Genomic DNA, 20085 nt, shown 5'->3' on the forward strand with positions numbered 1-20085 from the left:
TGTCCCATGTATCGTGCCATCGCTGCCGCCCTTGCCCTGTTCGTCGCCGGTGTGGCGGCCCTGCCCGCCCAGGCGGCCGATCTGCGCTACGGGGAGCCTGCCCCCTTGCGCGCCGCGCTGATCCCGGCCTGCGACGATGCCGACGTCCTCGGGCAGGTCGAGGACCAGTTCGAATACGGCGCGCCGACCATGGTCGGCGTGAAGCTGGAGATCCTCGAATTCAGCGGCATGTTCGAGAAGGCCTATTTCCCGCAACGCACCGGCGAGCCGCTGCCGGCAGAGCCGATCGAGCGCCGCTACTGCCAGGCGACCGCCCTTCTGTCCGACCATGTCAGCCGCACGGTCTACTACGTCATCGAGCATCCGATGGGCTTTGCGGCAGCCGGCGAATATCTCGGCGGTTTCTCGCCGGTCGCGTCCTGGCGGGCCGAGGGCTGCGTTCTGGGTCTCGACGAGTGGCACGTCTATGGTGCCAATTGCGAATCGCTGCGCCGCTTCCCGGAGGAGGGACGCACCGGGTATGGCTACGTCTCCAAATAGGATCGTCGAACAGCATGCGTCTCTATTATTCCGCCCCGTCCCCCTTTGCCGCCAAGGTCCGCATGGCCGCCAGCCATTGCGGCATCGCCGTCGAGACCGTGCCGGTCGACACCACCGCCGAGCCCGATGAGCTGCTCAAGGCCAATCCGCTCGGCAAGATCCCCGTGCTGGTCATGGACGATGGCGCGACGGTCTATGACAGCTGCGTGATCTGCGCCCTGTTCGACCGCATGAGTGGCAACCAGATGGTGCCGCAGGCGATCGAGCCCTGGCGCATCGCCGCCACCGTCGAGGCGACGGCCGACGGCATCGTCGATGCCCTGATCCTGTCGGTTTACGAGGTCCGCTACCGGCCCGAGGACAAGCGCCACCAGCCCTGGGTGGACAAGCAGCTGCGCAAGGCCGATCGAGGCCTGGCATCGCTGGAAGAGCAGATTCTGGCGCTTCCCGAAGACCTGACCATCGGCCACTTCGCCGTCGCGGCGCTGCTCGGCTGGGCCACCATGCGCTTCCCGGGCAAGATCGAGGGCGAACGGCCACAGCTGGCTGCCTGGCTGCAGCGCTTCGAGCAGCAGTTCCCGGCCTATGCCGATCTCAAGCCGTCCATGCCGGCCAGCTGATTCCGACCGGGCCGGCCGCTAGAATTTCAGCGCGATGCCGGCCCGGATCGAATGCTCGTCAAAGCCCGACGAGATACTGGTATTACCGAGATCGTAGGTCTCGCTGCCGAAATCCGAATAACGATATTCGAGACGCGTCGTCACATCGTCGCTGACGCGCGCTTCGACACCGGCGCCAAGCGTGTAGCCGATGCTCGTCTGGCTGTCGGAAAAGCCGTTGAGCGACAGCTCGTTGCGTGCTGCGGCCACGCCACCCGTCGCGAACACCAGAAACGGATCGACCGCGACGCCGGCCCGTGCCCGGAACGAGCCGAAGATGTTGCTGTCAGCGTCGATCTGCGCACCGGTGGTCGCATTCGTTCCGCTGGCATCGACGTTCGACCCGCCGAGATCGGCTTCCAGACCGTAGACAAACTGATCGGTCTGCCAGTTGTAGCCGGTGTAGACGCCGCCGACGAAGCCGTCGCCGTCAAAGCTCGCACCGGCCGACTGGTCGAAATTCGACGTGTTGTAGCCGACGAAGGCGCCCGCATAGGGTCCCGACCAGACATAGACCGGCGTGGAAGGAGCGAGCGGCGCCACCACCGGCGGCTGCGGCTCTTCATAGATCACGTCGGCTGCGCGCGCGGCAGGCACCAGGGCAACGGCCGCCGCGGTTCCGACCGCGAGACTGCGAAGCAGGTTCAGCATGCGCCTTCTCCTTCCCGATCCCGCCGGCAGATGTCCCGGCCGGCGATCGTGGCGCCTGCGCGCCCGTTCGGCGCGCGGCAACCACATGGCTCTCGATCCGATGTGGGGATCGTTCCAAAAGGAAACAGCCGACATCGCGATTGGCTGCATCGTTTCGGCGCGTTTTCCAGCGATAGTTGCCGAATCGCGACACCTGCCATGATGCGCTCTCGCCAGACGCGCGGAAGTGATCGCGCCCCCCTGCATTCTCGCCGGTGCGGAATCATATAGAAGGGGCGCAACCGCACCGGCATCCCTTGGCCGACGCATGGCGGACCCTGATTCTAGATATCCGGAAGCGGCGCCAAGCCCCTCTCCGGCCAGGATAAAATGATCGACGAGCCTGAAGCGACAGACGACGATTTGATCGACGCCGCCGAGTCCGATCCGCTGGACGAGAGCAGCGAAGCCCCGGACGGCGAGGCCGCCGCGGCGAGTGCCGCGCTGCTGGCCTCGATCGACTGGGACGATGCCGGCCAGCAGCTGGCGGGCGACCTCACCGGGGCCGAGCTCATCGCCGCGCTCGCCAAGCGGCTGCCGAACCAGCCGGGCGTCTATCGCATGTTCGGCAAGGACGGCGACGTCCTCTATGTCGGCAAGGCCCGCTCGCTGAAGAAGCGCGTCGCCAATTACACGCGGCTGGGCGGCCACACCCAGCGCATCGCGCGGATGATCCGCGAGACGCGGCAGATGGAATTCGTGACGACGCGCACGGAGACCGAGGCACTGCTGCTCGAGGCCAACCTCATCAAGCGCCTGCGGCCGCGCTACAACGTGCTGCTGCGCGACGACAAATCCTTTCCCTACATCCTGGTGAGCGAGGATCACGAGGCGCCAGCGATCATGAAGCATCGCGGTGCGCGCTCGCGAAAGGGCAGCTATTTCGGCCCCTTCGCCTCGGCCGGCGCGGTCGGGCGCACGATCAACTCGCTGCAGCGGGCCTTCCTGCTGCGCACCTGCACGGATTCGGTCTACGAGAGCCGAACCCGGCCCTGCCTGCTGCACCAGATCAAGCGCTGCTCGGCGCCCTGCACCGGCGAGATTTCCATCGCCGACTATGATGGCCTCGTGCGCGAGGCCAAGGCGTTCCTGTCCGGCCGGTCCAACCAGATCAAGAACGGCATGTCGGCGGCCATGCAGGAGGCCTCCGACGATCTCGATTTCGAGCGCGCCGCGATCTACCGCGACCGCCTCGCCGCTCTCTCCCACGTCCAGAGCCACCAGGGAATCAATCCGACCGGGATCGAGGAAGCCGACGTTTTCGCCATCCACCAGGAAGGCGGCATGACCTGCATCCAGGTGTTCTTCTTCCGCACCGGCCAGAACTGGGGCAACCGCGCCTATTTCCCGAAGGCCGATTCCTCGCTGGAGCCAAGCGAGGTGCTGGGCGCATTCCTCGCCCAGTTCTACGACGACAAGCCGGTGCCGCGCCTCGTCCTGCTGCCGCTGATGGTCGACGACGGCCCGCTTCTGGCCGAAGCGCTGAGTCTGAAGGCCTCGCACCGGGTGCAGATCGGCGTGCCGGCCCGCGGCCTGAAGCGCGACCTTGTCGACCATGCCACCGCCAACGCCCGCGAGGCGCTGGGGCGCCGGCTGGCCGAGACCTCATCGCAGGCGCGGCTCCTCAAGGGCGTCGCCGAAACCTTCGGGCTGGCGCGCACGCCGCGCCGGATCGAGGTCTACGACAACTCCCACATCATGGGCACCGCCGCCGTCGGTGGCATGATCGTCGCCGGCCCTCAGGGCTTTGCCAAGAATCACTACCGCAAGTTCAATATCCGCGGCGACGACATCACGCCGGGCGACGATTTCGGCATGATGAAGGAAGTCATGCGCCGGCGCTTCTCGCGGCTCATCAAGGAGCACGGCGACGTCCCGGTAGACCTGTCCGCACAGGCCGAAGACGACGAGGATCCACAGGACGCCCTGTCCGACTCGTCCATGCCCGCATGGCCGGACCTCGTCCTGATCGACGGCGGCAAGGGCCAGATTTCCGCGGTCCGCGAAATCCTCGCCGAGCTCGGCATCGCCGACCGGGTCACCACGATCGGCGTCGCCAAGGGCGTCGACCGCGATGCCGGCCGCGAGCGCTTCGTCACCGGCGAGCGCGAGCCCTTCTCGCTGCCACCCCGCGATCCGGTGCTCTATTTCCTGCAGCGACTGCGTGACGAGGCCCACCGCTTCGCCATCGGCACCCATCGTGCGCGGCGCAAGAAGGAGCTGGTGAAGAATCCGCTCGACGAGATCGGCGGCATCGGCCCGTCGCGCAAGCGCGCCCTGCTCCACCATTTTGGAACGGCCAAAGCCGTGTCGCGGGCCGCTCTCAGCGATCTGCGCGAGGTCGAGGGCATCTCGGCGGCCATGGCGAAATCGATCTACGACCACTTCCACGAGCGTGGATGAACTGACCGTCATGTGTCATGCCGACAATGGCGGTTGACGAAAGCCCGGCTTGCGGGCTTGTACTGACACGCACAGCCGAAGCGGACTTTCCATGGCATCTCGCGCCTACAGCCTACCCAATCTCCTCACCTATGCGCGCATCGTCTGCGTGCCGCTCGTCGTCCTCTGCTTCTTCCTGGAAGGGACGCTGCGAAGCCCGGACTATGCGCGCTGGTCGGCGTTGTTCATCTTCCTGGCGGCCAGCGTCACGGATTTCCTCGACGGCTATCTGGCGCGCGCCTGGCAGCAGACCTCGACCATCGGCCGCATGCTGGACCCGATCGCCGACAAGCTCCTCGTCGCCGCGGCACTGCTGCTGCTGGCGGCCGACGGCACCATCGCCGGCTGGAGCTTGTGGGCGGCCATCGTCATCCTGTGCCGCGAGATCCTCGTCTCGGGCCTGCGCGAATATCTGGCCGAACTGAAGGTCTCGGTGCCGGTCACCCAGCTCGCCAAATGGAAGACGACCATCCAGATGGTGGCGATCGGCTTCCTGCTTGCCGGGCCTGCGGCCGACGATATCTACCCTCTCGCCACCGAGACCGGGATCGTGCTCTTGTGGATCTCGGCGATCGTGACGCTCTACACCGGCTATGATTATTTCCGCGCCGGTCTGAAGCACATCGCGGACTGACGACGGCCGGAGCCGCGCACGTCGCGGCCGCTCGCGCGCGACAGCCCGATGTCCATTGCAGGAGGTTCTCCCATGAAACTCGCCTATTTCGCATGGGTGCGCGAACGCATCGGCGTCTCCGACGAGGAGGTCGAACTGCCGGCGGGGATCGTCACGGTCGCCGATCTCCTGGCCTGGCTGAAGGGGCGCGGCGAGACCTATGCGGCGGCGCTGCAGTCGCCGGAATTCATCCGCGTCGCCATCGATCAGGAACATGCGGACCATTCCGAACCCGTCGCGGGCGCCCGCGAGATCGCGCTGTTCCCGCCCATGACCGGGGGCTGAAAATGACTGAGGGAACCGCCATCCCGGCCTCGTCCTCCGACATTGAGCCGGTGGTCCGCATCCAGGCGGAGAACATCGACATCGCGGCCGAGATCGCGGCCATGACCGGCAGCGGCGCCATCGGCGGCCTCGTCACCTTCTCGGGCTATTGCCGCGACGAAGGCGGCCGCCTCGCCGCGCTCGAACTCGAACATTACCCCGGCATGGCCGAACGCGAGATCAGGCGGATCGCCCGCGAGACTCTGGCCCGCTGGCCGCTCTTCGGCTGCCGTGCGATCCATCGCTACGGCCGCGTTGCGCCCGGCGAGGAGATCGTCTTCGTCGCCTGCTCCTCCGCCCATCGGCAGGCTGCCTTCGAGGCCGCGTCCTATCTGATGGACTTCCTGAAGACCCAGGCGCCCTTCTGGAAGCGCGAGCATCTGGTCGACGGCAGCACCGGCGGCTGGATCGAGGCGAAGGACACCGACGATGCCGCAACCGATCGCTGGCACCGGATCTGACGCCCGAAACGCGCGCATCCTGACCTGAAACGAAAAAAGGGAGGCCATCGGCCTCCCTTCTTCATTCGGTCACCTGAAACGTCGGCGATCAGCCGACGATTTCGGTCTCGGAGAACCAGTAGGCGATCTCCTGCGCAGCCGTCTCCGGCGCGTCGGAGCCGTGCACCGAGTTCTCGCCGATCGACAGGGCGAAGGCCTTGCGGATGGTCCCCTCGGCGGCGTCGGCCGGGTTGGTGGCGCCCATGATCTCGCGGTTGCGCGCAATGGCGTTCTCGCCCTGCAGCACCTGGACGACCGTCGGGCCCGACGACATCGACTCGACGAGTTCGCCGAAGAACGGACGTTCCTTGTGGACGGCGTAGAAGCCCTCGGCCTCGCGGCGGCTCATCCACACGCGGCGCGATGCCACGACCGTCAGGCCGGCCTCTTCCAGCATGGCGGTGATCGCGCCAGTCACGTTGCGACGGGTCGCGTCGGGTTTGATCATAGAGAACGTGCGTTCGACCGCCATGTCCTAGTCCTTTTCGATTGGATCGGGGAAAGTGGGCGACCTATAGCGACGCGCCTTGGCCGGAGCAAGGCGTTGCAGCGCACCCGCCCCGTCCCCGGCGCGATTTCGCAAGCTGCGCCTTGCCAGCTTCGGTCAGGCGCGGAATTTTCTCGACGGCCATCGTGCCCTGGCCACTATCCAATACCGGAGACCCGCGATGATCTCGACCGACACCGCCCGCCTGCTGGCTGGCTACAATCGCTGGTGCAACGAACGGCTCTACCGTGCCGCCGCCGATCTCACCGCCGCGGAACTGCGAACCGACCGCGGCGTCTTCTTCGGCTCCATGCTGGGCACGCTCAACCATCTCCTCGTCGCCGACCGGATCTGGCTGCAGCGCTTCACAGGCACCGGCGACGCGCCGGACCGGCTCGATGCCATCCTGTTCGAGGATTTCGCCGAATTGCAGCAGGCGAGACAGGCCGAGGACGCTCGGATCGCCCACTGGATCGACCGCCTGACCGATCACGACCTCGACAGTCCGATCTCCTACCGCTCGCTTTCCGACCCGCGGGACTTCACCCAGAAGCTCGGCGCAGCGCTGCTCCACGTGTTCAATCATCAGACCCACCATCGCGGTCAGGCCCATGCGATCCTTACCGGATTCGGCCGGGCGGCGCCGGGGTTCGACCTCGTGACCTACCAGCGCGAGACCGGATACTCCTAGCGAGGGAGCGATCGCTGCGCCGGTCGCGAACAGCTTGGCGCGCAACTGTCTCCCATCGTCCCCTTCCGCACTGCGTCATGGCGTGGCAAAAGCTGCGCCATGCTTCAGATCACCAATCTTTCCGCGCGCGTCGCCGGGCGCCTTCTCATCGACAATGCCAGCCTGTCGCTGCCGGCCGGCAGCAAGGTCGGCCTCGTCGGCCGCAACGGCGCGGGCAAGTCGACGCTGTTCAAGGTCATCACCGGCGAGCTGGCGGCCGAGACCGGCAGCGTGTCGCTCCCGAAGAACACCCGCCTCGGTCAGGTCGCCCAGGAAGCCCCCGGCACCGAGGAGTCGCTGATCGAGATCGTGCTGAAGGCCGACCGCGAGCGCGTCGATCTCCTGGCCGAGGCCGATACGGCGACCGATCCGGGCCGGATCGCCGACATCCACACCCGCCTCGCCGATATCGAGGCGCATTCAGCGGAAGCCCGCGCCTCGTCCATCCTGTCGGGCCTCGGCTTCGACATGGCGGCGCAGGCCCGGCCCGCCTCGTCCTTCTCGGGCGGCTGGCGGATGCGCGTCGCGCTGGCCGCGGTGCTGTTCTCGCGGCCCGATCTTCTGCTCCTCGACGAGCCGACGAACTATCTCGATCTGGAAGGCACGCTCTGGCTCGAGAATTTCGTCTCGCGCTATCCCTACACCGTGATCGTCATCAGCCATGACCGCGACGTCCTGAACAACGCGGTGAATGCAATCGTCCATCTCGACCAGAAGAAGCTGGTCTTCTACCGGGGCGACTACGACCAGTTCGAGCGCCAACGGGCCGAGAAGCTGGAGCTCCTGCAGAAGTCGATCGTCAAGCAGGAAGCCGCCAAGAAGCACATGGAGGCCTTCGTCGAGCGCTTCCGCGCCAAGGCGTCCAAGGCCCGGCAGGCCCAGTCGCGCCTGAAGGCGCTGGAACGCATGCAGCCGCTGCAGGGCATCGTCGAGGAGCACGTCACGCCCTTCGTCTTCGAGGGCCCGGAGAAGCAGGCCGCCTCCCCGATCATCCGCATGGAGCATGTGACGGTCGGCTACGAGCCCGGCCGGCCGATCCTGTCGGGTCTCGATCTGCGGATCGACACCGAGGACCGGATCGCCCTCCTCGGCCAGAACGGCAACGGCAAGTCCACCTTCGCCAAGCTCCTGGCCCAGCGCCTGCGCGAGCAGAGCGGCACCATCACCCGGGCGCCGGGGCTGAAGATCGCCTTCTTCGCCCAGCACCAGATCGACGATCTGCGCCCGGCCGAAAGCGCCGTGCAGCATGTGCGCCGGCTGATGCCCGACGCCACCGAGCCGAAGGTACGCGCCAAGGTGGCGCAGATGGGCCTGCCGACCCAGAAGATGGACACCGCCGCCGAGAAGCTGTCGGGCGGCGAGAAGGCCCGCCTGCTGATGGGCCTCGCCACGCTGGACGCCCCCAACCTTCTGATCCTCGACGAGCCGACCAACCATCTCGACATCGAGGCCCGCGAGAGCCTGGTGCGTGCCCTCAACGACTATCCCGGCGCAGTCATCCTGATCAGCCATGACCGCCACATGGTCGAGGCGACGATGGACCGCCTGTGGATCGTCGCCGACGGCACGGTGTCGCGCTATGACGGCGATCTGGAAGACTACAAGAAGCTGGTCCTGTCCGGCGCGACCAAGGGCAGCGGTGCTCCGGCCGTGGGCAGCGCCGGCGAGGCCGCGCCTGCGCCCGCGCCGGTCTCCAAGGTGGACCAGCGCCGTCAGGCCGCCGAGCGCCGTGAGGCCCTGAAGCCACTAAGGAAGAAGATCAGCCAGCTCGAGATCCAGATCTCCCGGCTGCAGAAGACCATCGAGGCCTTCGACGAGAAGCTCGGCGATCCGGCGCTCTACACGAGCGATCCGGCCAAGGCGAGCGAGCTCAACAAGCAGCGCGCCGCGGCCGCCAAGACGCTCGCCGCCTGCGAGGAAGACTGGCTCGGCCTGACCGAGGAACATGATTCCGCAATGGCCGCCGAATAGCGCCATCGACCGCCGCGAGACGCCAGCCGGTGAACGGATAGTCGTTGTCGCAAGCAACGTCCCCGGCTTGCGGTGGGCGTCACGAAAATGACATCTTGGCTGCACACGCCTGCAACACGTCGTTGCCGGCGTTCGGTCGGCGCTGGCTGTCCCCGCGGGGCGGCCCCGCCATGTCGAAGCCGCCCTCTGGCCGCCAGTCCTTTCGGACAGTCATGGAGAGCGCTTCAGGAAAGCACCTTGCATGCGCATCTCATATGCCGGCCTGTCAGGCCTCCCCGGAGACATCCTGCATGTCGTTCGACAACGCCTGCATTGGCGTGAGCTGGTGGTGTTCGCCGCCATCGCAGCGGGGGCGATTCTGTTCGCTGTCGCCTGCAGCCTCCTGCTGGTGGGCACCTCCGCCGGCGATGCGACGATCGCCGAGAACAGCCCGCATGAACTGCTGCAGGTCGCAACCGTCGCGCTGGCCGCCATCGGCTTCCTGATCGCGGCGCTGCGGTTCGACTTCGAAACCTTCTACGTGACGCTGCTCGGCAGCTTCGGCTGCGCCATGGCCAGCATGCGCGAGACGCCGGCCTGCTCCAGCAGCTTCTACGAGGGTGGTCCGTGCCTGACCGGCACATACAAGGATGTCATCCCGTTTGCCCTGGCGCTCGGCGCCGTGGCGCTGCTGCTGTACCGCCGGGTACCCCTGGCCCGTAGCATCCGCGAGGTCACCCTGTTCTGGCTCGTGCCGGTGGGTGCCAGCACGCTGATGCTCGTCGGCGCCGAATGGGCCGAGGCTCGCAACGCCGTCTGGATCGAGGAAACGCTGGAGCTGGCGAGCTTCGCCAATCTCCTCGCCTTCGCCCTGATCGTACATCTGCGACCAGGCTGGTACCGGGCGACGCTCACCGCGGCGAAGACGGTGCCGCCCCATCTGGCGCGGCGGACCGCACCGGCCGATGCGCGCGACGAACGCTGGCTCGGTGGTCACAGCAGCGAACGCTGACATCCGGCAGAGCTATCGCCGCCTCAGGCCTTCTTGATCCAGCGGCTGTCGTCGTTCTGCTGCCAGTAGGTGACCGCGTGCCCGGCGGCCTTCTCCACCTTCCAGCGCGAGCGCGCCAGATCGAGCTGTTCGGCATCGTGGCCGTCGAAGAGGTAGACTGCCCGCACATAGCCCTCGAGGCTCGCCGGCACGGCCCCGTCGACGAGGAACCGCACCTGCGGGTCGTTGGCCTTCTGCTCGGCTTCGACGGTCAGCAGGATCGGCTGCAACGCGCCGCTGCTGTCTGAATCGCTGCCATGCGGCAGGAAGCTCTCGTCGCGATAGACCCAGAGATGATGGTCGAGGGCGTCGCGGCGTTCCTCCGAGGAGAACTGCACCACGACGCGCCACCCCCGCCCCAGGCTCCTTTCGAGAAGGTCGGGCAGCGCCTCCTCGAGTCGGCTCTGGGTCAGGTGGTAGAACAGGACCTCGGTCATCGGGCCCCGTCCTAGCCGGCCTGGTAGTGGTCGGACACCAGCCGGTCCAGGAGACGCACGCCGAAGCCCGACGCCCAGGACTGGTTGTACTCGTTGGCCGGCGAGCCCATCGCCGTTCCGGCGACATCGAGATGCGCCCAAGGCACGTCGTTGACGAAGCGCTGCAGGAACTGCGCCGCGGTGATCGCACCGGCCGCCCGTCCGCCGCCAATATTCTTGATGTCGGCGAACTTGCCCTCGATCATCTTGTCGTATTCCGGCGCCAGCGGCAGGCGCCAGACCTTCTCGCCGGTGCCGATGCCCGCGGCCAGCAGCCGGTCGGACAATTCGTCATTGTTGGAGAACAGGCCGGCATGCTGGTTGCCGAGCGCCACGATGATGGCCCCCGTAAGGGTCGCCAAATTGACCATGAATTTCGGATTGAAGCGGTCCTGGCAGTACCAGAGCGCGTCGGCCAGAACGAGCCGGCCTTCCGCGTCGGTGTTCAGCACCTCGATCGTCGTGCCCGACATCGCGGTGACGATGTCGCCCGGCCGCTGGGCATTGCCGTCGACGGAGTTCTCAACGAGGCCGACGATGCCAATGGCGTTGACCTTGGCCGACCGGCCCGCCAGTGCGCGCATCACGCCGACCACGGCGGCCGCGCCACCCATGTCGCCCTTCATCTCGTCCATCGAGCCCGCCGGCTTGATCGAGATGCCGCCGGTGTCGAAGACGACGCCCTTGCCGACAAAGGCGATCGGCGCTTCGTCGTCCGGGCCGCCATTCCAGCGCATGATGGCGAGGCGCGGCGGCCGCGGCGAACCCTGCGCGACGCCGAGAAGCGCGTCCATCTTCAGCGCCCGCAATTCCGCCTCGCCGAGGATCTCGACGTCGATGCCCTGCTGCGACAGCGCGGCGATGCGGTCGGCGAACTCGACCGGCCCGAGAACATTCGCCGGCTCGTTGACGAGGTCGCGGGCAAGCATCGTGCCGGCGGCGATCGCTTCCTGGACCGTGTAGGCGTCCTTTGCAGCGGCGACATCGGCGACGGCCAGGGCGATCTTCGAGGCGACCTTGGGCTCGTCCTCGCCGTTCTTGCGCGATGATTTCGTCTTGTAGAGGTCGAAATCATAGGCGCGCAGGCTGGCGCCCGCGGCGAGCATCGCCGCTTCGGCGGCCGAGACGTCGCCGTCGGCCCGCTCGCAGCGGATCGTCACCTCGGAGGCACCCTTGGTCTTCGCGGCGATGACGCCCCCGAGCTTCAGCCAGTCCTCATCGGTCAGCGGCTTGTCGGCATGCGTGCCGACGACCAGCAGCCGCTCGGCATCGACATCGGCGGGTGCCAGGACGTCGAGTGTCGCAAGGTGCTTGCCCTTGAACCTGGCGACGCCCGCGGCCCGCGTTACGAGGGACCGAACCGCGTCGCCCGCGCCCGCTGCCAGGCCGGCATCCTTGCCGGCGAGGACGACCAGCACACCCTTGGCTGGTGCATCCTTTGCGACGAACTCGATCGAGGGAAGGCTGGCCATGACGTCTCCTGCGGGTCGAATGAAATCGTGTCGCGGCGGGACAGCCGTCCGGGGGCGGCATGCGGCGACGCGGGCAATGATGGTCGGGACGGGCCGCATTGCAAGGCCCGCGGCCGAAGATACGCCCTGTTCACCATCGTTCTTCGCCCTTCTTTAGCCAAGCTGGTGTAATCTTCCTTCCACGACGAGAGCCGGCCGCCGGCTGTTTCTCCAGGCCCGCGCCGGCCGCAAGTGAAAAATCGAGCGAGGCAATGGGCCAATCTGCAGCCGCGGGAACCGGAACCGCATGACGATTCTGGAACGCTACATCTTCAAGCGGGCCTTCGTGTATGCGGCCTCGTCGCTGACCTCGCTGGTGCTGATCGTCTGGATCGTCCAGGCGCTGTCGCGCATCGACGTGGTCAAGACCAGCGCCTCGGCCGCGAGCAACATCTTCTGGATCGCCCTGATGCTGCTGCCGGACCTGTTCGCCGGGGTCCTGCCCTTCGCGCTGCTGATCGGCGCGATCCAGGCGCTGAACTCGCTGAATTCCGATTCCGAACGCGCCGTCATCTCGGCCGCCGGGGCCTCCCAGGCCGTCATCGCGCGTCCCATCGTCGCCCTCGGCCTTCTGGGCGGCCTGATCATGCTCCTGATCGGCAATGTCGTCGGGCCGGCCTCGATGAGCGCGTTCCAGAACGGTATCCGCTCGATCAATGCCGACATGATCACCCTGTTTCTGAAGCCCGGCCGGTTCGAGCAGGTGCAGGACGGCATCGTCATCAGCATCGGCGACGTGAACGGCGCGACCGTCGAGAGCCTCGTGATCGCCGACACCCGCGACCCGGCCAGCGACCTCACCTATTTCGCCCGCGAGGCGAAGATCATCGACGAGGACGCCAATTCGCTGCTGCTCCTGTTCGACGGCCAGCTCCACCGTCGCAACACCGCCGACAACAGCGTCTCGGTGATCCAGTTCCAAACCTATGCCTTCGATCTCGCCGCGCTGCGGCCGGCGACCGACAACAGCTGGGTGCGCGCCTCCGAGCGCAGCACCGCCGCGCTGATCTCGCCCGATCCCAATGACGGCCTCTACCAGGAGCGACCGCACAGCTTCACCGAGGAACTGACCGACCGCATGACCAACTGGCTCTTCGCCATCGCCTTCGTCCTGTGGGCGATCGTCGTTGCCGGCCAGCCCTCGACCAACCGCCAGGGCACCGGTCCCGCGATGACGCTGGGCCTGTGCGGCGGGCTGGCGCTGAAAGCCGCCGGCTTCGTCACCCTCTCGCAGATCGAGCAGGGCGTCTTCTGGGTGGTGATCTCCTATCTGCTGCCGCTCGCCGCCATAGCCCTGAACAGCGTGCTGATCTGGCGCAATTTCGACCTCGCCGGCTGGGCGCCGCTGCAACAGGCGACGACCGCCCTGCAGGACGGCTATGCCGCCCTGTTCGGCCGGCGCCGGGCCGCGGGGGCCGCCCGATGAGGAACTGGACCCTCAACCGCTATTTCTTCCGCCTGTATGTCGTCAGCTTCCTGTCGACGCTGCTGACGGTCTTCGCGCTGATCTACCTGATCGACCTGATTGAGGTGAGCCGTCGCAGCCGCTTCGAGGATCTCGGCTTCGGCGCGACCGCTCTCTTCTCGTTGCTGCGGGTGCCGAGCTTCATCGGCCAGGCCTTCCCCTTCATCGTCCTGTTCTCGTCGATCTATACGCTCCTGACCCTCAACCGGCGTCTGGAGCTGGTGGTGGCGCGCGCCTCCGGCGTCTCGATTTGGCAGATCCTCCTGCCCTTCGTGGTGGGCTCGTTCCTGATCGGGATCGTGGCGACCTTCGTCTACAATCCGCTGACCGCCTATACGAAGACCCTGTCCGAGGACATGCAGACCACCATGACCGCGGGCGGCGACGTCTCGAGTTCGGACCGCGTGCCGTGGCTTCGTCAGGAGGGCGACGGAGTCCAGTCGATCCTCGGCGCCAAGACGGTGGCGCGCGGCGGCACGGTTCTCGGCGACATCACCGCTTTCGTCATGAACGACGAGGGCATCGTGAAGGAGCGCATCGACGCGGCGCGCGCGGTTCTCAACGACGAGTACTGGCTTCTGGAAAAGCCGCGGGTGACGCGGGTCGGCTACCGGCCGGAATTCCCGCAGGAGTACAAGCTTCCCACCAGCCTGCGCCCCGAATATGTCGAACAGCGGATCGCCGATCCCGAGGCGATCTCCATCTGGCAGCTCGGTTCGAAGATCGACGTTGCCGCAAGTCTGGGCTTTAACACCGACGCCTTCCGGATGCAGTACCACACGCTGGTGGCGCAGCCGGCCCTGTTCATCGCCATGACTTTGCTCGCCGCGACCGTCGCCACGAGGTTTTCGCGCACGGGCCAGTCTGGTAGGACGATTGCGGGCGGTGTAATGGCCGGATTCGTGCTTTACGTCGTCACGTTCTTGGCGAAAGCTCTCGGAAGCAATGACGTGGTACCACCGGTTATGGCAGCGTGGTTTCCGGTCTTGGCGGCAGGATTGTCTGGGGTGACGATCCTGCTCCATCAAGAGGATGGTTGAGTATGGTTGCGAGGGGGGCCAGTCGCGCAGAACGCCGCGACGCGCAGGCCGGCATACGGGCGGTTCTCCTTGCGGGAACAGCCATTTGCGGCCTCGGCTTCGGGGGCCAGGCAGCGTGGGCACAGGCGGTCATTCCGGCCGACATGTCAGTGCCGGACGACGCCCAGATGTTCCTGGAAGCCGATACCGTCACCTACAATACCGACAACTCGATCGTCACCGCTTCCGGCGGTGTGCGGATCGACTATGGCAGCTACAAGCTGGTCGCCCGGAACGTCACCTATGACCAGAACACCCGTCGCCTGGTGGCTTCGGGCGATGTGGAATTGCAACAGCCCGACGGAAATAAGGTCTACGCGGACAGCATCGACATCACCGATGATTTCCGCGATGGCTTCGTCAAGGCGCTGCGGATCGAGACCCCGGACAACACCCGTTTCGCCGCCCGTGACGCCGTGCGTCAGGACGGCAGCGTCACCACCTTCCAGCAGGGCGTCTACACGGCCTGCGAAACCTGCCGCGAAAACCCGGATCGGGCGCCGCTCTGGCAGGTGAAGGCCCGCAGGATCGTCTGGGACCAGACCGAGAAGGAAGTGCGCTACTACGGCGCCAAGTTCGAGCTGCTCGGCGTGCCGATAGCCTACATGCCGTACTTCCAGTCGCCGGACCCGACGGTCAAGCGCAAGACCGGTTTCCTGACCCCGACCTTCAAGTCGTCGAGCAATCTCGGCTACGGCCTGCGCACCCCGTATTTCATCGACATTGCCGACGACAAGGACGTGACCCTGTCCGGCACCTACTACACCAAGCAGGGTTTCCTGGCCGAGGCCGAGTACCGCCAGGCCTTCGAGAACGGCTTCTTCACGCTGCAGGCCGCCGGCATCAGCCAGAACGACCCGGACGCCTTTGCCGGCGACAACGTCTACAACACGACGACCGGCGAACTCACCAGAGCCTCCCCCGACTTCGACAACACCGAACGCGGCATGATCGGCTCGAAGGCGCAGTTCGCCCTCAGCGAGCGCTGGACGCTCGGCTGGGACGTCATGGTGCAGTCGGACGAGAACTTCTCCGCGACCTACGAGATCCCCGGCTACGGCGACACCGTGAAGACGTCGGAGATCTATCTGACCGGTCTCGGCGACCAGAGCTATTTCGACCTGCGCGGCCAGAAGTTCCAGTACCAGTCGGTCGACCCGGATGCCGCCGACACCCAACCGCTGGTGGCGCCGAGCTTCGACTATGAGCGCATCGAGCAGGAAAGCGTTCTCGGCGGCGAAGTGAAGCTGGAGATGAACGTCGCGTCGCTGCACCGCGACGACGGTTCCGTCAACCCGATCTGTGCGACCTCGCTCTACCTCGTCAACGACATGTACGAGGCCTGCCGGGCACCTTCCGCCGGTCAGAGCCAGTATCGGACGGATCTCCTGCGCTACAACGCATTAGAGGGAGATTACACACGGGTATCGACGGATATGGCGTGGCGTAACGCATATACGATGCAATCCGGTTTGGTACTGACTCCAATGGCGTCGGCTCGCGGCGATTTTTATGCTGCCGACATGTATGCGAGCGGCTTTAATAATACCTACGGTCCTCAGGGCGTCCTGTCGCTGGACGATACCGGCACGCGCGGCATGGCGACCGCGGCGATGGAAGCGCGCTACCCCTATCTGATCGAGACCGCCGATTCCTCGCATGTGATCGAGCCGATCGGCCAGGTCATCCTGCGGCCGGACGAGCAGAAGATCGGCCTTCTGCCCAACGAGGACGCGCAGACGCTGGTGTTCAACACCGCCAATCTGTTCGCGCTCGACAAATTCTCCGGCTACGACCGGATCGAGGGCGGCTCGCGCGCCAATGTCGGCGTCAAATACGCCGGCAGTTTCGACGGCGGCTACTCGGTCAACGCGGTGTTCGGCCAGTCCTACCATCTGGGCGGCGTGAACTCCTTCGCGCAGACCGATCTGGCGCTGGTCGGCTACGATTCCGGTCTGGAGACCGACCGTTCCGACTATGTCGGCTCGATCGCCGTCGGCACGCCGATCGGCATCACCTTCGGCACCCAGGCGCGATTCGACGAAGAGAGCTTCGCGGTCCGGCGCACCGACGTCTTCGGAACCTACGGCTCGTCCGACGCCACCGCGACGGTGACCTACACCAACATCGACGCCCAGCCGATCTATGGCTCGATCGAGGATCGCAGCCAGATCACCGGTTCGGGCACCCTGAAATTCGCAGAGAACTGGAGCGCCTTCGGTTCGGTCGGCTACGACATCAAGAACCAGTCGGTGGTCGAGAAGACCTTCGGCATCGGCTATGCCGACGAGTGCTTCAGCCTGCTCGTCTCCTACCAGGATACGGTGAACCGCTATTCGCAGGAATCGGATTCCTCGCGGCTGATGTTCACCATCGGGCTCCGCACGATTTCCGATTTCGGCTATTCCTACGATCTCGGCGACGACGGCTGACATCCGTTCGCCCCGCCGCCGGGTGAACGGCCGACCAGATCACGGTTTCGCCAAAGCTGCACGCTACGAGCAGTCCGGACTTGCAGGCGAAACGGCTTTGCGGGAGCCTTGCCCTGTGCGACATCCGGGCGGATGGTCGCCATGAGCGGGCGAAGGACAGGGCGCGGGAGCGGGACGCGCCACCATTCAGGGAGTTGAAGCAGTCATGATCGTTGGAAACGTCGCCAGACGCGCGGCCCTCGCATTCGTCCTTGCCGGGTCGGCCGCGGCCACGCTGCCCGCCACCACCGTATCGGTACAGGCCGCCAGCGAGATCAAGGCGGTGGTGAACGGCATGCCGATCACCAGCTACCAGATCCGCCAGCGGGCCGCCTTCCTGAAGCTGCGCCGCGTCGGCGGCAATGCCACGCAGAAGGCGACCGACGAGCTGATCGACGAGGCGCTGAAGAAGCAGGAGATCGGGCGCCGCGGCATCGCCATTCCGGACGAGGCGGTTGACGAGGCCTTCGGCCGCTTCGCCGCCGAGAACAAGCTGACCCGCGAGCAGCTCGGACAGGTGCTGTCGCGCGCCGGTTTCTCGTCGGATGGCTTCAAGGACTACATCCGCGTGCAGATGGGCTGGGGCCAGGCCGTCCAAGCCAACATGCGCAGCACCGAGCGGTTGAGCGAGCAGGACGTGGTCCAGCGCATGCTGGCCCAGGGCGGCGAAAAGCCGAGCACCACCGAATACACGCTCCAGCAGGTGATCTTCGTCATCCCCGACGCCCAGCGTTCGGCCCTCATGGCGCAGCGCAAGCGCGAGGCCGAGAGCATGCGTTCGCGCTTCCGCTCCTGCGATTCCACCTACGAATTCGCCAAGGGCCTGCGTGACGTGACCGTCCGCGACCTCGGCCGCGTCGCCCAGCCGGAACTGCCGCCGCGCTGGAAAAAGGACATTCAGGCGACCTCCGTCGGGCGCGCCACCCCCGCCCAGGCCACCGAGCGCGGTGTCGAGTTCATCGCCGTGTGCAACACCCGCAACATCTCCGACGACAAGGCCGCGGCTCTCGTCTTCCAGGCACGCGAGATGGAAAAACTAGGCGAACAGGCCGAACCCGACGCAGCCTATCTGAAGAAGCTGCGCGACAGGGCTCAGATCGTTCGCCGCTAAGGGGCAGCTCATGCGGGATTTTGCGATGGATGCACCGATCGCGGTGACGCTCGGCGATCCGTCGGGCGTCGGCCCGGACATCGTGATCGCCATCCATGGCGACCACCGGGCCGATCTGCCGCCCTTCTTCGTGATCGGCGATCCCGACGTCCTCGCCGCGCGAGCCCGCCGTTTCGGCCGGGAGCTGGCCATCGCGATGATCCACAATCCGGCGGAAGCGCATGATGTGCCTGCCGGCGCCCTGCCCGTCCTGCCGCTGGTCAACCGCCAGACCGATGCGCCCGGCAAGACCGATCCGGCCAATGCCGCCGGAACGATCGAGGCGATCGACCGGGCGACGGCACTGGTGCTGGAGGGGAGCGCCGCTGCGGTCGTGACCGGACCGATCGACAAGAAGGCGCTCTACGACGCCGGCTTCCACCATCCGGGCCATACCGAATATCTGGCGCATCTGTGCCAGTTGCGGCTCGGACGTCCCTTCACGCCGGTCATGCTGCTGACCGGTCCGGACCTCTCCTGCGTCCCCGTGACCATCCATATCCCCATCGCCGACGTGCCGGCACAGCTCACTGCGGAGCTGATCGAGACGACCTGCCGGATCGTCGCCGCGGACTACAGCGCCCGCCTCGGCATTGCGCGCCCTCGCCTGGCGATCGCCGGTCTGAACCCGCATGCCGGCGAGAAGGGTGCGATCGGCACCGAGGACGAGACGGTGATCCGCCCGGCCGTCGCGCGCCTGCGCGCCGCCGGCATCGACGCGGTCGGGCCGCTGCCCGCTGACACGATGTTTCATCCCGAGGCCCGGGCCCGCTACGACGTCGCCGTCTGCATGTATCACGACCAGGCGCTGATCCCGGCCAAGACGCTGGCCTTCGACCAGACGGTGAACGCCACCCTCGGCCTGCCGATCATCCGGACATCTCCCGATCACGGCACGGCCGCCGACATTGCCGGCTCGGGCGACGCCCGACCCGACAGCTTCCTCGCGGCGATCCGGCTGGCCGGTCGCATGGCCGAGGTCGGCACGGGTGCAGGCAGCGCCGCGACGGCCAACGCGTGAGCCCCATCGACAGCCTGCCGCCCCTGCGTGCGGTCCTGGAAGAGCATGGTCTCGATCCCAAGCGCAGCCTCGGCCAGAACTTCCTTCTCGATCTGAACCTCACCGGTCGGATCGCTCGCCAGGCACTGCCGCTGGAGGGGGCGACAATCGTCGAGGTCGGCCCCGGTCCCGGCGGCCTGACCCGTGCGCTGCTCGCCGAAGGTGCGTCGCGTGTCGTGGTCATCGAGAAGGACAGCCGCTGCATTCTGGCGCTCGAGGCCATCGCGGCGCACTATCCCGGCCGGCTGGAGATCCGCCGCGCCGATGCGCTGGACTTCGATCTGGCGGAGGTTGCACGCCCCGCCGGCGCCGACGCGCTGAAGATCGTCGCGAACCTGCCCTACAATGTCGGAACGCAGCTGCTGCTCAACTGGATCGCGACGCCGCAATGGCCGCCGATCTGGTCGAGCCTGACCCTAATGTTCCAGCGCGAGGTGGCCGAACGCATCGTCGCGGTGCCCGGCTCGAAGCATTACGGCCGTCTCGGCGTGCTCGCCGGGTGGCGGACGCAGGCCAAGATCCTCTTCGACGTGCCGCCGGAAGCCTTCACGCCGCCGCCCAAGGTCACCTCCTCGGTGATCCAGCTCCGGCCGCGCGCCGAGCCGGAGGCGGCGAGCCTGGCAGCCCTCGAACGCGTGACCGCAGCCGCCTTCGGCCAGCGCCGCAAGATGCTGCGTCAGAGCCTGAAGAGCCTTGGCGGCGAAGCGCTTCTCGTGGCGGCGGACATCGATCCGCAGCGCCGGGCCGAAACCCTTTCGATCAGCGAATTCGTTCGCCTTGCCAACAGGTTGGACTAGCCGGCTGACTCGGATTGTCAGCCGGTGACG

The 20085-nt window shown here is 66.5% G+C and carries 19 protein-coding genes; 15 read left to right on the forward strand and 4 right to left on the reverse strand.

The annotated features are described in order from the left end of the window. Positions 1-6: 6 nt before the first annotated feature. Positions 7-540 carry a hypothetical protein gene (locus H9Q09_RS15945; protein WP_187391844.1) on the forward strand — a complete coding sequence of 178 codons (534 nt, stop codon included), beginning with the start codon at positions 7-9 and terminating at the stop codon, positions 538-540. 14 nt (positions 541-554) lie between these two features. Next, complete coding sequence (locus H9Q09_RS15950) at positions 555-1160, forward strand: glutathione S-transferase family protein (protein WP_187391845.1); 606 nt, start codon at positions 555-557, stop codon at positions 1158-1160. 18 nt (positions 1161-1178) lie between these two features. Here H9Q09_RS15950 and H9Q09_RS15955 read toward each other — a convergent pair whose 3' ends face one another. Then, positions 1179-2096 (reverse strand): outer membrane protein, encoded by a 918-nt coding sequence (locus tag H9Q09_RS15955; protein WP_246716180.1) that lies wholly within the window; start codon positions 2094-2096, stop codon positions 1179-1181. Positions 2097-2219: 123 nt separating this feature from the next. Between H9Q09_RS15955 and uvrC the strand changes: the two genes are divergently transcribed. The 4 genes from uvrC (at position 2220) to H9Q09_RS15975 (ending at position 5789) form a co-directional block, all read left to right on the forward strand. Further along, the gene (gene uvrC / locus H9Q09_RS15960) at positions 2220-4292 is read left to right on the forward strand and encodes an excinuclease ABC subunit UvrC (protein ID WP_187391846.1); all 2073 of its coding nucleotides are present in this window, start codon (positions 2220-2222) and stop codon (positions 4290-4292) included. A gap of 91 nt (positions 4293-4383) precedes the next feature. Further along, positions 4384-4965, forward strand: a complete 582-nt coding sequence (gene pgsA, locus H9Q09_RS15965; RefSeq protein ID WP_024350518.1) for a CDP-diacylglycerol--glycerol-3-phosphate 3-phosphatidyltransferase — start codon at positions 4384-4386, stop codon at positions 4963-4965. 72 nt (positions 4966-5037) lie between these two features. Further along, positions 5038-5289, forward strand: a complete 252-nt coding sequence (gene moaD / locus H9Q09_RS15970) for a molybdopterin converting factor subunit 1 (protein ID WP_024350517.1) — start codon at positions 5038-5040, stop codon at positions 5287-5289. A gap of 2 nt (positions 5290-5291) precedes the next feature. Then, positions 5292-5789 carry a molybdenum cofactor biosynthesis protein MoaE gene (locus H9Q09_RS15975; RefSeq protein WP_187391847.1) on the forward strand — a complete coding sequence of 166 codons (498 nt, stop codon included), beginning with the start codon at positions 5292-5294 and terminating at the stop codon, positions 5787-5789. Positions 5790-5877: 88 nt separating this feature from the next. Here H9Q09_RS15975 and ndk read toward each other — a convergent pair whose 3' ends face one another. Continuing rightward, positions 5878-6300: a nucleoside-diphosphate kinase gene (gene ndk, locus H9Q09_RS15980; RefSeq protein ID WP_009209396.1), complete on the reverse strand. Its 423-nt coding sequence runs from the start codon at positions 6298-6300 to the stop codon at positions 5878-5880. A 196-nt stretch (positions 6301-6496) separates the two neighbouring features. Between ndk and H9Q09_RS15985 the strand changes: the two genes are divergently transcribed. The 3 genes from H9Q09_RS15985 to H9Q09_RS15995 all read left to right on the forward strand — a co-directional run bounded on the left by H9Q09_RS15985 (position 6497) and on the right by H9Q09_RS15995 (position 10007). Continuing rightward, positions 6497-7006, forward strand: coding sequence for a DinB family protein (locus H9Q09_RS15985; protein ID WP_187391848.1), 510 nt, complete (start codon positions 6497-6499; stop codon positions 7004-7006). Between the two features lie 99 nt (positions 7007-7105). Then, the gene (locus H9Q09_RS15990) at positions 7106-9016 is read left to right on the forward strand and encodes an ABC-F family ATP-binding cassette domain-containing protein (RefSeq protein ID WP_187391849.1); all 1911 of its coding nucleotides are present in this window, start codon (positions 7106-7108) and stop codon (positions 9014-9016) included. 241 nt (positions 9017-9257) lie between these two features. Beyond that, positions 9258-10007 (forward strand): hypothetical protein, encoded by a 750-nt coding sequence (locus H9Q09_RS15995; RefSeq protein WP_187391850.1) that lies wholly within the window; start codon positions 9258-9260, stop codon positions 10005-10007. 23 nt (positions 10008-10030) lie between these two features. Here H9Q09_RS15995 and H9Q09_RS16000 read toward each other — a convergent pair whose 3' ends face one another. Both H9Q09_RS16000 and H9Q09_RS16005 read right to left on the reverse strand, forming a co-directional pair. Continuing rightward, complete coding sequence (locus H9Q09_RS16000; protein WP_187391851.1) at positions 10031-10483, reverse strand: DNA polymerase III subunit chi; 453 nt, start codon at positions 10481-10483, stop codon at positions 10031-10033. A gap of 11 nt (positions 10484-10494) precedes the next feature. Beyond that, entirely contained in the window at positions 10495-11994 is a 1500-nt protein-coding gene (locus H9Q09_RS16005; RefSeq protein WP_187391852.1) for a leucyl aminopeptidase, read from the reverse strand. Between the two features lie 286 nt (positions 11995-12280). Between H9Q09_RS16005 and H9Q09_RS16010 the strand changes: the two genes are divergently transcribed. The 6 genes from H9Q09_RS16010 (at position 12281) to rsmA (ending at position 20055) form a co-directional block, all read left to right on the forward strand. Then, complete coding sequence (locus H9Q09_RS16010) at positions 12281-13459, forward strand: LptF/LptG family permease (RefSeq protein WP_187391853.1); 1179 nt, start codon at positions 12281-12283, stop codon at positions 13457-13459. Continuing rightward, positions 13456-14538, forward strand: coding sequence for an LPS export ABC transporter permease LptG (gene lptG / locus H9Q09_RS16015; RefSeq protein WP_187391854.1), 1083 nt, complete (start codon positions 13456-13458; stop codon positions 14536-14538). The genes H9Q09_RS16010 and lptG overlap by 4 nt, the downstream gene beginning before the upstream one ends. A 143-nt stretch (positions 14539-14681) precedes the next feature. Then, the gene (locus H9Q09_RS16020) at positions 14682-17009 is read left to right on the forward strand and encodes an LPS-assembly protein LptD (protein ID WP_246716181.1); all 2328 of its coding nucleotides are present in this window, start codon (positions 14682-14684) and stop codon (positions 17007-17009) included. A 205-nt stretch (positions 17010-17214) separates the two neighbouring features. Continuing rightward, on the forward strand, positions 17215-18159 hold the full coding sequence (locus H9Q09_RS16025) for a SurA N-terminal domain-containing protein (protein WP_024350508.1): 945 nt from the start codon (positions 17215-17217) through the stop codon (positions 18157-18159). Between the two features lie 10 nt (positions 18160-18169). Continuing rightward, the gene (pdxA, locus tag H9Q09_RS16030; RefSeq protein ID WP_187391856.1) at positions 18170-19219 is read left to right on the forward strand and encodes a 4-hydroxythreonine-4-phosphate dehydrogenase PdxA; all 1050 of its coding nucleotides are present in this window, start codon (positions 18170-18172) and stop codon (positions 19217-19219) included. After that, the gene (gene rsmA / locus H9Q09_RS16035; protein ID WP_187391857.1) at positions 19216-20055 is read left to right on the forward strand and encodes a 16S rRNA (adenine(1518)-N(6)/adenine(1519)-N(6))-dimethyltransferase RsmA; all 840 of its coding nucleotides are present in this window, start codon (positions 19216-19218) and stop codon (positions 20053-20055) included. Before pdxA ends, rsmA begins: the two co-directional genes overlap by 4 nt. The last annotated feature ends 30 nt before the right edge of the window (positions 20056-20085 follow it).

The sequence above is a fragment of the Aurantimonas sp. DM33-3 genome, from assembly GCF_014334315.1.
In the GTDB taxonomy this organism is placed as follows: Bacteria; Pseudomonadota; Alphaproteobacteria; order Rhizobiales; family Rhizobiaceae; genus Aurantimonas; species Aurantimonas coralicida.

Coding starts and splice junctions, on each gene's coding strand:
- H9Q09_RS15945 (WP_187391844.1), top strand. CDS start 7: ATGTATCGTGCCATCGCTGCCGCCCTTGCCCTGTTCGTCGCCGGTGTG.
- H9Q09_RS15950 (WP_187391845.1), top strand. CDS start 555: ATGCGTCTCTATTATTCCGCCCCGTCCCCCTTTGCCGCCAAGGTCCGC.
- H9Q09_RS15955 (WP_246716180.1), bottom strand. CDS start 2,096: ATGCAGGGGGGCGCGATCACTTCCGCGCGTCTGGCGAGAGCGCATCAT.
- uvrC (WP_187391846.1), top strand. CDS start 2,220: ATGATCGACGAGCCTGAAGCGACAGACGACGATTTGATCGACGCCGCC.
- pgsA (WP_024350518.1), top strand. CDS start 4,384: ATGGCATCTCGCGCCTACAGCCTACCCAATCTCCTCACCTATGCGCGC.
- moaD (WP_024350517.1), top strand. CDS start 5,038: ATGAAACTCGCCTATTTCGCATGGGTGCGCGAACGCATCGGCGTCTCC.
- H9Q09_RS15975 (WP_187391847.1), top strand. CDS start 5,292: ATGACTGAGGGAACCGCCATCCCGGCCTCGTCCTCCGACATTGAGCCG.
- ndk (WP_009209396.1), bottom strand. CDS start 6,300: ATGGCGGTCGAACGCACGTTCTCTATGATCAAACCCGACGCGACCCGT.
- H9Q09_RS15985 (WP_187391848.1), top strand. CDS start 6,497: ATGATCTCGACCGACACCGCCCGCCTGCTGGCTGGCTACAATCGCTGG.
- H9Q09_RS15990 (WP_187391849.1), top strand. CDS start 7,106: ATGCTTCAGATCACCAATCTTTCCGCGCGCGTCGCCGGGCGCCTTCTC.
- H9Q09_RS15995 (WP_187391850.1), top strand. CDS start 9,258: ATGCGCATCTCATATGCCGGCCTGTCAGGCCTCCCCGGAGACATCCTG.
- H9Q09_RS16000 (WP_187391851.1), bottom strand. CDS start 10,483: ATGACCGAGGTCCTGTTCTACCACCTGACCCAGAGCCGACTCGAGGAG.
- H9Q09_RS16005 (WP_187391852.1), bottom strand. CDS start 11,994: ATGGCCAGCCTTCCCTCGATCGAGTTCGTCGCAAAGGATGCACCAGCC.
- H9Q09_RS16010 (WP_187391853.1), top strand. CDS start 12,281: ATGACGATTCTGGAACGCTACATCTTCAAGCGGGCCTTCGTGTATGCG.
- lptG (WP_187391854.1), top strand. CDS start 13,456: ATGAGGAACTGGACCCTCAACCGCTATTTCTTCCGCCTGTATGTCGTC.
- H9Q09_RS16020 (WP_246716181.1), top strand. CDS start 14,682: ATGTCAGTGCCGGACGACGCCCAGATGTTCCTGGAAGCCGATACCGTC.
- H9Q09_RS16025 (WP_024350508.1), top strand. CDS start 17,215: ATGATCGTTGGAAACGTCGCCAGACGCGCGGCCCTCGCATTCGTCCTT.
- pdxA (WP_187391856.1), top strand. CDS start 18,170: ATGCGGGATTTTGCGATGGATGCACCGATCGCGGTGACGCTCGGCGAT.